We start from the raw sequence: 11,719 nt of genomic DNA, 5'->3' as shown, positions 1-11,719 counted from the left end.
GCAAGTCATCATGCAACACACAGATCCGTCCGAACTGTCCGAGGAAGAACTGTCCTGGGAAGCGTCGGTGTCGGCCTGGATGGATGGCGAGGGTTCCGAGGAGTGGCTCGACGGCCTGGATGTCGCCGAGGGCCGGGAAACCTGGGATACCTACCACCTGATAGGCGATGTCCTGCGCAATGCCGAACTGGCGATTCCGCCTTCGGCCGGTTTTCGCGCCCGCCTGGCGGCGGCGCTGGATAACGAACTCACCATCGTGGCGGCGCCGCGCAAGGGCCGGTTTTCGCGTCCGGCGTGGCGCTTGAGCCTTTCCGGCGCGGCGATGGCTGCCGCGGTGGCGTCGGTGGTCTGGGTAGCCCAGCCCCTGCTGGGTGGCGGCAGCGCACCGTCGCAGGAGACCCGGGTCATTGCCGACGCCACGCCCGCGGCATCGGCCGCCGACGAGCCGGTGCTCCGCGATTATCTGGAAGCGCACATGCAGATGGCCGGCCCCAGCGCCATCCGCCAGGTTTCCTTCGACCTGGGGGCCGGGCGCTGATGATCGCGACCTTGGCGATGCCCAGCCTGCGCGGCGCCACCCGGGCGATGAGCCTGTCTGTCGTGGCCCTGCTGACCTGCCTGGGCGGCAGCCTGGCACAAGCCCAAGGCGGCGCGGCCACGCGCATGCCCCTGGCCGCGGAAGAGGCGCAAGCCTTGCTGTCGCGTATCCAGGAGGCCGCGCGCAAGCTGGATTACGCCGGCATCTTTACCTACCAGCAGGGCGAGTTGATTCAATCCTCGCGCCTGGTGCACATGGTCGACGGCAGCGGCGAGCGCGAGCGCCTCGAAGTGCTGGACGGCCAGCCGCGCGAATATCTGCGCCATAACGACGACGTGCAATGCCTGGTGCCCGAACGCAAGATGGTGCTCTCGCAGCAGCGGCGCGCCGACCGCTTCCCAGGGCTCTTGCTGGGTTCGCCGGCGGCGGTGACGCGGTTCTACCAGGTCTATAGCGAAGCCGCGCCGCGACGTATCGCGGGCCGCGAGTGCCGCATGATCACGATAGAGCCCCTGGACAAGGCGCGCTACGGGTATCGCCTGTGCGCCGACGAACAGAACGACCTGCTGCTGAAGGCGCAGACGCTGTCCGGCGGCAATAGCGTCATCGAGCAGGTGACCTTCACCACCTTGCGCCTGGGCAGGGACGTCGACGGCAGGTTGCTGGAGTCGCGCTGGCCGTACAAGGACTGGAAGGTCCAGCAAGCCACCATGCAGCCGATCGACCTGACCGCCCAGGGCTGGCGCATTCCCGTGCCGCCCGGTTTCGTCCAGGTGTCGCAGGTCGCGCGCATCCTGGGGCACAACGAATCGGTAAGCCAATTGGTCCTGTCCGATGGACTGGCCGCCATTTCGGTTTTCATCGAGCCTTTCGACAAGAAGCGCAACAGCCGCCAGCCCCATGGCGCCTATCGCCGGGGCGCCGTCAGCGTCTACGGCACGCGTATTGCCGATTACTGGCTGACCGCGCTAGGCGAGGTGCCCTCCGGGACGCTGGAGCAGCTGGCGAAGTCGACCGAGTTCGTGCCGCCCGCGGCGCCGGCGCCGGTCCAGAAATAAACAAATTTTCAAGAAATCGCTCCCGGCGCGCCGTGTTGCAGCGGGCCGGCTCGGATTTTCTTCTTGAATCCATGGTAGAAAGACCCGTATATCCAAGCGGAGCTGTACATGAACTTTTCCTATGAGAAGACGAGCGCGTTCCTGCGACGCGTCCTGGTGACGGTGGGCGCCGTGGCGGCGCTGGCCGGGGCCGCCAGCGCACCCGCGGTGGCGCAAACCCAGGCGCAGACCCCCATGCCCACGGTCGCGCTTCCCGATTTCAGCGGCATCGTGGAAAAGGCCGATCCGGCGGTGGTCAATATCCGCACCACGGCGACCGTGCCGGTGCGCCGCCCGGGCCTGGACGGCCAGGATCCCTATGACCTGTTCCGCTTCTTCTTCGGCCCGGACTTCCAGCCGCCGGGCATGCCGGGCCAGCGCGCGCCGCGCGACAAGACGCCCAAGGACAACAACAAGGAGCCGGAAGAGCGTACGGTGCCGCGCGGCGTCGGGTCCGGCTTCTTCATTTCGGCCGACGGCTATGTGCTGACCAATAACCACGTGGTCAGCGACGCCACCGACATCTTCGTTACCACCACCGACGGCCGCGAGTTCAAGGCCAAGGTCGTGGGCACCGACGAGCGCACCGACGTCGCCCTGCTCAAGATCGACGCCAAGGGCCTGACGCCGCTGCCCATCGGGGACGATTCCAAGCTCAAGAAGGGGCAGTGGGTGCTGGCCATCGGGTCGCCGTTCGGCCTGGATTCCACCGTCACGGCGGGGATCATCAGCGCCATCAACCGCGATACGGGCGACTACCTGCCTTTCATCCAGACCGATGTGGCGGTCAATCCCGGCAACTCGGGCGGCCCGCTGCTGAACCTGGCGGGTGAGGTGGTCGGCATCAACTCGCAGATCATTTCGCGCAGCGGCGGCTTCATGGGGATCTCCCTGGCCATCCCGATCGACGAAGTGATGCGGGTGGTCGAGCAGTTGCGCGCCAACGGCAAGGTGACGCGCGGCCGCATCGGCGTGCAGATCGGCGAAGTGACCAACGACGTGGCCACCGCCATCGGCTTGTCCAAGGCGGAAGGCGCCCTGGTCAGCAGCGTCGAGGGCGACAGCCCCGCCGAGGCCGCCGGGGTCCAGCCGGGCGACGTCATCCTCAAGTTCAATGACCGCGGCATCGCCCGCTGGTCCGACCTGCCGCGCATGGTGGGCGAGACCAAGCCGGGCACCGTGGCGCCCCTCCAGGTCTGGCGCAAGGGCAAGTCCCTGACGCTGACGGTCAAGGTCGCGGAAATCCAGCCGCCCAAGACCGCCGCCAAGGAAAAGTCCAACCCCAAGACGGAGCCGGAGTCCTCCAGCGCCCTGGGCCTGACGGTGGTGCCGGTGCCGGCGGAAACCCAGCGCAAGATGAAAATCACCGGCGGCGTCCTGGTGCGCCAGGCCGAAGGCGCCGCGGGCCGGGCCGGCATCATGGAGGGTGATATTGTGTTGGCAATAAACGACACCGACATCGCCAACCCCGAGCAATTCGTCAAGGCGGCCGGCAAGGTTGACAAGTCCAAGGCAATCGGCGTCCTGGTGCGCCGTGGCGACCAGACCCAGTGGGTCGCGGTCCAGCCGTCCAAGTAGGGGCAAAGACCGGCTAAAATCGCTGGTTGCCGCAACAAGGGGGCGCCTCGCGCCCCCTTGTTTTTGGTCGTTCCTTTTTTCCTCTTACGCCTGTCTATGCAGCATATCCGCAACTTTTCCATCATCGCCCACATCGATCACGGCAAGTCGACCCTGGCCGACCGCCTGATCCAGCGCTGCGGCGGCCTGGCGGATCGCGAGATGTCGGCCCAGGTGCTCGACTCCATGGACATCGAGCGCGAACGTGGCATCACCATCAAGGCCCAGACCGCGGCCCTGCAATACAAGGCGCAGGACGGCCAGGTCTACAACCTGAACCTCATCGACACCCCGGGGCACGTCGACTTCTCGTACGAAGTCAGCCGCTCGCTGTCGGCCTGCGAGGGCGCGCTGCTGGTGGTCGACGCCTCGCAAGGCGTGGAGGCGCAGACCGTGGCCAACTGCTATACGGCGATCGAGCTGGGCGTGGAAGTGCTGCCGGTCCTCAACAAGATGGACCTGCCGCAGGCGGATCCGGACGGGGCGCGCCAGGAGGTGGAAGACGTGATCGGTATCGACGCGTCGGACGCCGTGCTGGCCAGCGCCAAGACCGGCATGGGCATCGACGAGATACTCGAAACCGTGGTCGCGCGCGTGCCGCCGCCCCGGGGCCAGGTCGATGCGCCGCTGCAGGCCCTGATCATCGACTCCTGGTTCGACAACTATGTCGGCGTGGTCATGCTGGTGCGCATCGTCAACGGCGTGCTGCGGCCCAAGGACAAGATCCTGCTGATGGCGTCCGGCGCCACGCACCTGTGCGAGCAGGTGGGGGTGTTCACCCCCAAGTCGGTGCAGCGCACCCAGTTGTCGGCCGGCGAGGTGGGTTTCGTCATCGCGGGCATCAAGGAACTGGCCAACGCCAAGGTGGGCGATACCATCACCGTGGCAGGCAAGGCCGCGCCGGCGCCCCTGCCGGGCTTCAAGGAAGTGAAGCCGCAGGTGTTCGCGGGGCTCTATCCGGTGGAAAGCAGCGAATATGACCAGTTGCGCGATTCGCTGGAAAAACTCAAGCTCAACGACGCCGCGCTGATGTTCGAGCCGGAAGTATCGCAGGCGCTGGGCTTCGGCTTTCGCTGCGGCTTCCTGGGCCTGCTGCATATGGAAATCGTGCAGGAGCGGCTTGAGCGCGAGTTCGATATGGACATCATCACCACCGCGCCGTCGGTGGTGTACGAGGTCGAACAGCGCGATGGCGAGGTGATCTCCATCGAGAGCCCGTCGCGCCTGCCCGAAATCGGCAAGATCGCCGAGATTCGCGAGCCCATCGTCAAGGTGACGCTGTTCATGCCGCAGGACTATGTCGGTCCGGTCATGACCTTGTGCAACAACAAGCGCGGCGTCCAGATCAACATGAGCTACCACGGTCGCCAGGTGCACCTGGTGTACGAGATCCCGCTGGGCGAAATCGTGCTGGACTTCTTCGACAAGCTGAAGTCCGTATCGCGCGGCTATGCGTCCATGGACTACGAGTTCCTGGAGTACCGTGCCGCCGACGTGGTGCGGGTGGACTTGCTGATCAACGGCGACAAGGTCGATGCCCTGTCCATGATCGTTCACCGCAGCAACGCCCGGTACCGCGCGCGGGAGGTGGTGTCCAAGATGCGCGAACTGATCCCGCGGCAGATGTTCGACGTGGCCATCCAGGCCGCGATCGGCGCCGAAGTCATCGCACGCGAGAACGTCAAGGCCTTGCGCAAGAACGTGCTGGCCAAGTGCTATGGCGGCGATATCACCCGCAAGAAGAAACTGCTGGAAAAGCAGAAGGCGGGCAAGAAGCGGATGAAACAGGTGGGTAGCGTGGAAATCCCGCAAGAGGCCTTCCTCGCCATCCTCCAAGTGGAAGACAAATAGGTTCCGATAAGGCATTACACATGAGCTGGAATTTCGCGCTGATCTTGTTCATCCTGCTGGTAGTGACCGGCATCGTCTGGTTGCTGGACATCACGGTGTTGCGCAAGTCGCGCAAGCGCAAGGGCGAAGCGGCCTGGGCGCAAGTCGACGCGGCGGCCATCGGCGACCCCGCCGAGACCGAGCGCCTGCGCCGCGCGGCGGTCGAGACCGCCACCCGCGCGCCCTGGTGGGTCGAATATGCCGTCAGCTTTTTTCCGGTGATCCTGTTCGTCTTCGTGCTGCGGTCCTTCGTGGTCGAACCCTTCCGCATTCCGTCCGGGTCGATGCTGCCCACCTTGCAGTCGGGCGACCTGATCCTGGTGAACAAGTTCAGCCGCGGCATACGCCTGCCTATCCTGGACACCAAGATCATCAATACCGGCACCCTGCAACGCGGCGACGTGATCGTCTTCCGCTATCCGGTGGACCCGGACGTGGATTACATCAAGCGCGTGGTGGGCCTGCCGGGCGATGAGATCGCCTACCTGGACAAGAAACTGTATGTAAACGGCAAGGAAGTCACCCACACTCGCGACGGCAATTATTTCGAGCCGGACCGGGTTGCCTATGTCTCCAAATATAAAGAGACATTGGGCGACGTTCAGCACGATATCTTGCTGGAAGAAGGAAAATACCAGCAATATGAGGCCATTTGGCAGTTCCCGTACTCGCAGAACTGTCAGTACTCCCGAGCCGGCGTGCGCTGCAAGGTTCCGGAAGGGCAGTATTTCGCCATGGGCGATAACCGGGACAATAGTGCGGACAGCCGCTACTGGGGATTCGTTCCGGACGGTAATATCGTGGGCAAGGCCTTCTTCATCTGGATGAATTTCTCCGATCTGAGCCGGATCGGCCGATTCAATTGACATGTCCCTAGCCGCGCTGCAATCCCGTCTGGATCACCGCTTCGGTGACGAGGCCCTGCTGGAGCAGGCGCTGACTCACCGCAGCCATGGTGCGCGCCACAACGAGAGGCTCGAATTCCTGGGCGATTCCGTCCTGAACTTCGTGGTCGCGTCCATGCTGTTCGACCGGTACGGCAAGATCGACGAAGGCGACCTCTCGCGCTTGCGCGCCAACCTGGTGAAGCAGGCGTCGCTGGCGGACATCGCGCAGAAGCTGGAACTCTCCCAGGATTTGCGCCTGGGCGAGGGGGAACTGAAAAGCGGCGGCTTCCGGCGGCCCTCCATCCTGGCCGACACGCTGGAAGCCATCTTCGGCGCCGTCTTCCTGGACGGCGGATTCGAGGCCGCGCGCCGCGTCATCGCCCGCCAGTACCAGCCCATCCTGGCCACCGTCGACCCCAAGACGCTGGGCAAGGATGCCAAGACCTTGTTGCAGGAGTTCCTGCAGGGCCGCAAGCTGGCCTTGCCCGTGTATACGGTGATCGCCACCCACGGCGCCGCGCACAGCCAGCAGTTCGAGGTCGAATGCGCCATCCCCGCGTGGGAAATCAAGGTGGTGGGCGCCGGCGCCAGCCGCCGCGCGGCCGAACAGGCCGCGGCCAAGTCGGCATTGGAGGCGGCGCAGGCCGCCAGCCCCGCCAAGAACCCCAAGCGCGCGCCTCGCGCGCGCAAGACCGCGCAGCTGTCCTTGCCCGTCGCGGTCGCCCAAGAAGTGAAATGAGCGAACAATCTTTCCGTTGCGGCTTCGTCGCCATCGTCGGTCGGCCGAATGTCGGCAAGTCCACCCTGAACAATGCCCTCATCGGCAGCAAGATTTCCATCGTCTCGCGCAAGGCCCAGACGACGCGCCATCGCATCCATGGCGTGCTGACGCGCGACCACGAGCAATTCGTCTTCGTCGACACGCCCGGCTTCCAGACCCGCCATGGCGGCGCCATGAACCGCATGATGAACCGCGTGGTGACGCAGGCCTTGAACGACGTGGACGTGGTGGTGCATGTGGTCGAGGCCGGCAAGTGGTCCGAGGGGGATGCCAAGCTGCTGCCCCTGCTACCCAAGGGCGAGCGCTGCATCCTGGCCGTCAACAAGATCGATGCGCTGAAGAGCCGTGACGAGCTCTTTCCCTATGTGGCCAAGCTGACCTCCCTGCACGACTATGGCGCGGTGATACCCGTCAGCGCCGCCAAGGATCGCCAGCTGGACGTGCTGCTGGACGAGATCGCCAAGCGCCTGCCCGAAAACGAGCCCATGTTCGAGGCCGACACGCTGACCGATCGTCCCATGCGCTTCATCGCCGCCGAACTCATCCGCGAGAAGATCTTCCGCCTGGTCGGCGACGAGCTGCCTTATGGCTGCACCGTGGTCATCGAGCAGTGGGAAGAAAGCGAGAAGGGCGCGCGCGTGGCCGCGTGCATCCTGGTCGAGCGCGACAGCTACAAGCCCATCCTGCTGGGAACCGGCGGCATGCACATGAAGCGCATCGCTTCCGAGGCGCGCCAGGACATCGCCAAGATGCTGGACAAGCCCGTGCACCTGGAGGTCTACATCAAGGTACGCAAGGGCTGGTCGGAGCGCGAAGGCGCCTTGCGCGACCTGGGCTACGAGTAGAGCCGGTCTGCCATGAGCCGGCGTTCCCCCCGGGTGCAGGACAGCCCTGCATACATGCTGCACGCCACGGCGTGGCGCGAGACGTCGTTGGTGATCCAGGCTTTTTCCCGCGAGTTCGGCTGCGTGGCCATGGTGGCCAAGGGCGCCAAGCGGCCCTATTCGGCCTTGCGGCCGGTCTTGTCGGCGTTCCAGCCCTTGAGCCTGTCGTGGACCGGGGCGGGCGAGGTGAAGACGCTGACGCGGGCCGAGATCGCCGGGGTATTGCCCCTGGCCGGCGGCGCCTTGATGTCGGCCTGGTACATGAACGAACTGCTGTTGCGCCTGATGCCGCGCGAGGATGCCCATCCCGTCCTGTTCGATGCGTACCAGACGGCGCTGGCCCAGCTGGCGGCCGGCAGCCGCGCCGCCGCGGCCCTGCGCCGCTTCGAGTGGACCCTGCTGCGCGAAACCGGCTACGGCGTGGATGCGGAAATGCCCGATTTCGAGGACCCGACGGTGGAGCCCGCCTTGCGGCGCGACTTGCGCGAACGCCTGGCGCAGAACCTGGCCGGCCGCGAACTGGCGACGCGGCGAGTGCTGCTGGACCTGCAACGGCTGGGTTGATGCCGCCAACATTGAAGAAATATGCCGTTTCGTGACTTTCGCCGCGAGGTGGAGTAGCGTCTCCAGCAGGCCAAGGCCGCCCTGTTCCTGGAGAGTCGCAATGACATTCTCGTTGAAGCGCCGCGCTCTTTTCATCCTGGCAATATCGTCGATATCGATGGCGCCGCTGCCGTCAGGCGCGCAAACCAGGCAGCCCATTGCCGTTATCGGCGCCGGCCATATCGGCGGAACGGTGGGCGCGCTATGGGTGAAGGCGGGCCATCCGGTGATGTTCGCCTCGCGCAATCCCGCCGAGCTGAAGCCGTTGGTGGAGCAGCTCGGTCCGTTGGCCCGGGCGGGCACGGTCGCGCAGGCGATCCGCTATGCCGACGTGATCTTCCTTGCCGTTCCCTACAAGGCATTGCCGCAGATCGGGGCGGACAACAAGGCGGACTTGAAGGATAAGGTCGTGCTGGATGCCTGCAATGCGGTGGCCGGCCGCGACGGCGATATGGCGCAGCAGGCATTGGCCACGGGCGTGGGTGTCGCGACGCAAGGGTATCTGCCCGGCACCCATGTCGTGCGCGCGTTCAACACCCTGGGTTACCACGTGCTGGAGGCCGAAGCCAACAGGCCTGCGCCGCGCCTGGCCATCCCGCTTGCCGGCGACGACGCGAATGCGGTACGGATCGCGCAGGACCTGGTGCGCGACGCGGGCTTCGACCCGGTGCTGGTGGGCGGCCTGGATACCGCGCGCAGGTTCCAGCAGCGGGGGGACCCCGGTTACGGCCAGCAAGCCACGGCCACGGAGTTGAAGCGCAAGCTAGGCCTCGCGCCCTGAGTCGTCGCGGATGCTCTCGTAGCGCCTGCCGAGCATCCAGGCGATGGGAAACCAGATGGCGGAAATCGCGATGCCCAGCATCGCCAGTCCCGCCACGCCGAAGGGCAGCACCGCCGCCGACACCCAGGACGAGGTGAGGTCGCCGAAGCGGTAGACCACCGTGTCGATCACATTCTTGGCCTTGTACTTCGCCTGCTGGTCGACCACCGTGAACAGCATGTCGCGGCTGGGCTTGGCGACGGCATACTCCGCCACACGGCGCGCCACCTGGATGCCGCCCAGCACCAGCAGGATGGGGGAGAACGCCACCGCCAGAAACGCTGCCACCATGATCACGGGATTCAGCATCAGGCCGGCCGTCACGCCGAAGCGCTTGAGGAAGCGGCCGGTGCCGAATAGCTGGATCAGCACCGCGGCGCTGTTGACCGCCAGGTCGATATTGGCGTAAGCCTGGGTGCGGGCCGCCCTGCTGGTGAATTCGCGGCTGATCAGGTCGCCCAGCTGGAAATAGATCACGGTGGAGATCCAGGTCATCAGCAGCAGGAACAGCGCGATCATCATCAGGTAGCGCGACTTGAACAGCAGCGTGAAGCCGTCGAAGGGCTTGCCGCCCAGGTGCCGGTCCAGGCTGGTGCGTTGCGCCTGCGGCGCCCGTGCCGCCAGCTTGCGCTTCTCGGCTTCCAGCAGCCGCACAAGCCCCGCTGTGACGAAGAAGCCCGCGGCCGAGATCAGCAGCAGGGTATTGGTGCCTATCGTCTTGACGAAAAAGGTGATGAAGGCGGGCGCCGCGATGGTGCCCAGTGTGCCGCCCGCCGCGATGAAGCCGAACAGGCGCTTGGCCTGGCCGCTGGAAAAGATATCGGCCATCAGGCTCCAGAACACCGAGATGGTAAGGATGTTGAAGGTGGACAGCCACACGAAGAACGCGGCGGCCACCCAGCGATTGTCGGCGCCATGGGCGAAGAGCGCATAGAAGGCCAGCATGGTCAGCCCGATGAATCCATAGACCCAGGGCAGGAAGGTGGCCAGCCGGATGCGCGAAGCCAGGCCGGCGAAGATCGGCGCCACGATGAAGCTGACGATGAACGTGCCGGTAAACAATTGCTGCAGGTGCGCCACGCCGTAGACCGTGCCCATCGTGTCGCGCAGCGGGCGCAGGATGAAGTAGCTGGCCATGAGGAAGAAGAAATAGACGAAGGCGATCAGCACCGCCCCGGTTTCTTCCGGCTCGACGCCGGCAATGCGCTTCAAGATGCGTTTCATGGCGTTTTCCATCCTGTGCGCCCGGGCGCATCAAGGCCGGCTGCGCAACGGCCAAGGCGGCTCCGCCTGCGCCGCCGCCGTCTGGTCATGGCGGCGCAGGGTCTCGTAGCGGTGTCCCAGCGCCCAGGCCACCACCCCCCACGCCGCCGACACCGCCATGCCGAAGCCCATGACGCCCACCAGGCCTAGGCCGGCGCCGCGCAGCCCCGCTTGCAGCCATGCGGCGGTGAGGTCGCCAAAGCGATAGACGGCGGTGTCGATCACGTTCTTCGCCTTGTACTTGCTTTGCTGGTCCATCACCGTGAACAGCACTTCCCGGCTGGGGCGGGCGATGGCGTACTGGGAAATACGCTGCGCGGAGCGCGCCGCCTGGATCAGCAGGAAGCTGGGGGCCATCGCGATGCCCAGGCACGCCAAGCCCATCAACAGGGGCGTCAGCATCAGGCAGGGCGTCACGCCGAAGCGCTGCAGGCTGCGTCCCAGGCCCAGGATCAGGATCGCCGCCGTCGCGGCGTTCACGAACAGGTCGACGTCGGCGAAGGCGATGGCGCGGTTCTCCATGCCGGAAAAAGTCTTGGCGACGATGTCGGTCTGCAGGAAATAGAAGAGGGTCGCGATCCAGGTCATCAGCAACATGAAGGCGGCCTGGTTCAGCAGGAAAGGCGACTTGAACAGCAGCGCGAAGCCGCGCAAGGGATGGCCGGGCAGGGGATGATCCAGCGTGGTCTTCTGCGCCCGCGGCGATGCGGCGCGCAGCCTGGCTTTCTCGCGCATCAGAAGATGCACCAGCAGGATCACCAGCAGGAAGCCCGCGCCCGCCACCAGCAGCATGCCGGCCACGCCGACGCTGCGCACGAAACCGGCCGTCAGCAACGGCCCGGCGATGGCGCCGGCCGAGCCGCCGGCGGCGATGAAGGCGAATAGCCGGGTGGCTTGCCCCGAGGAAAACACATCGGCCATCAGTGTCCAGAAAATGGAGACCAGGAACAGGTTGATGACGCTGAACCACCAGAAGAAGGCCGCCGCCAGCCAGCGGTCCTGCGGCGCTGCGCGGAACAGGAAATAGAAGATCAGCAGGTTGGAAAGCAGGAACCAGAACACGCCAGGCAGGAGCCGCTCCAGCCTGACCCTGGCCGCCGCCCACGCGAACAGCGGCGCGCAGAGCAGCGTCAGGACGAACGTGCCGGTAAACAGGTTTTGCAGCGCAGCCACGCCGAACACCGTGGCCATCGTGTCCCGCATCGGACGCAGGACGTAGTAGCTGGCCAGGAGCACGAAATTGCACAGGAAGGCGAGCAGCGCCGCTTTCGTTTCATGCGGTTCGGCTCCCGAGGTGGCGCCAATCAGTTTTGCAAGTAATTGGCGTCCCGGCATCGCT

Annotated in this window: 11 protein-coding genes; 9 read left to right on the top strand and 2 right to left on the bottom strand. The window is 65.4% G+C overall.

All coding sequences use genetic code 11. From position 1 onward, the window contains the following. The first annotated feature begins 10 nt into the window (after positions 1-10). From C7R54_RS05530 to C7R54_RS05490, 9 genes are all read left to right on the top strand, one after another. On the top strand, positions 11-538 hold the full coding sequence (locus C7R54_RS05530) for a sigma-E factor negative regulatory protein (protein WP_240039378.1): 528 nt from the start codon (positions 11-13) through the stop codon (positions 536-538). Then, a complete protein-coding gene (locus C7R54_RS05525) occupies positions 538-1,596 on the top strand; it encodes a MucB/RseB C-terminal domain-containing protein (RefSeq protein WP_129149124.1) in 1,059 nt (352 codons plus the stop codon). The genes C7R54_RS05530 and C7R54_RS05525 overlap by 1 nt, the downstream gene beginning before the upstream one ends. Positions 1,597-1,704: 108 nt before the next feature. Beyond that, positions 1,705-3,213 carry a DegQ family serine endoprotease gene (locus C7R54_RS05520; RefSeq protein WP_129149123.1) on the top strand — a complete coding sequence of 503 codons (1,509 nt, stop codon included), beginning with the start codon at positions 1,705-1,707 and terminating at the stop codon, positions 3,211-3,213. Positions 3,214-3,309: 96 nt separating this feature from the next. Then, positions 3,310-5,103: a translation elongation factor 4 gene (lepA, locus tag C7R54_RS05515; RefSeq protein ID WP_129149122.1), complete on the top strand. Its 1,794-nt coding sequence runs from the start codon at positions 3,310-3,312 to the stop codon at positions 5,101-5,103. A gap of 20 nt (positions 5,104-5,123) precedes the next feature. After that, entirely contained in the window at positions 5,124-6,008 is an 885-nt protein-coding gene (lepB, locus tag C7R54_RS05510; RefSeq protein WP_129149121.1) for a signal peptidase I, read from the top strand. Position 6,009: 1 nt separating this feature from the next. Then, positions 6,010-6,768, top strand: a complete 759-nt coding sequence (rnc, locus tag C7R54_RS05505; protein WP_129149120.1) for a ribonuclease III — start codon at positions 6,010-6,012, stop codon at positions 6,766-6,768. Further along, the gene (era, locus tag C7R54_RS05500) at positions 6,765-7,655 is read left to right on the top strand and encodes a GTPase Era (RefSeq protein WP_129149119.1); all 891 of its coding nucleotides are present in this window, start codon (positions 6,765-6,767) and stop codon (positions 7,653-7,655) included. The genes rnc and era overlap by 4 nt, the downstream gene beginning before the upstream one ends. A 12-nt stretch (positions 7,656-7,667) precedes the next feature. Continuing rightward, complete coding sequence (recO, locus tag C7R54_RS05495; RefSeq protein ID WP_129149118.1) at positions 7,668-8,258, top strand: DNA repair protein RecO; 591 nt, start codon at positions 7,668-7,670, stop codon at positions 8,256-8,258. Between the two features lie 100 nt (positions 8,259-8,358). Continuing rightward, positions 8,359-9,078, top strand: a complete 720-nt coding sequence (locus C7R54_RS05490) for an NADPH-dependent F420 reductase (RefSeq protein WP_204524286.1) — start codon at positions 8,359-8,361, stop codon at positions 9,076-9,078. Here the strand turns inward: C7R54_RS05490 and C7R54_RS05485 are convergent. Together C7R54_RS05485 and C7R54_RS05480 are read right to left on the bottom strand one after the other, a co-directional pair. Then, positions 9,061-10,341, bottom strand: coding sequence for an NTP/NDP exchange transporter (locus tag C7R54_RS05485; protein ID WP_158021156.1), 1,281 nt, complete (start codon positions 10,339-10,341; stop codon positions 9,061-9,063). The two genes, C7R54_RS05490 and C7R54_RS05485, sit on opposite strands and share 18 nt — an antisense overlap. 30 nt (positions 10,342-10,371) lie before the next feature. After that, complete coding sequence (locus tag C7R54_RS05480) at positions 10,372-11,715, bottom strand: NTP/NDP exchange transporter (protein ID WP_129149116.1); 1,344 nt, start codon at positions 11,713-11,715, stop codon at positions 10,372-10,374. Positions 11,716-11,719: the final 4 nt, after the last annotated feature.

Source organism: Achromobacter aloeverae (assembly GCF_004121055.1).
GTDB classification, from domain to species: Bacteria; Pseudomonadota; Gammaproteobacteria; order Burkholderiales; family Burkholderiaceae_B; genus Bordetella_C; species Bordetella_C aloeverae.
The sequence above is the reverse complement of the archived record's forward strand: the minus strand, read 5'-3'. Positions and strand labels throughout refer to the sequence as shown.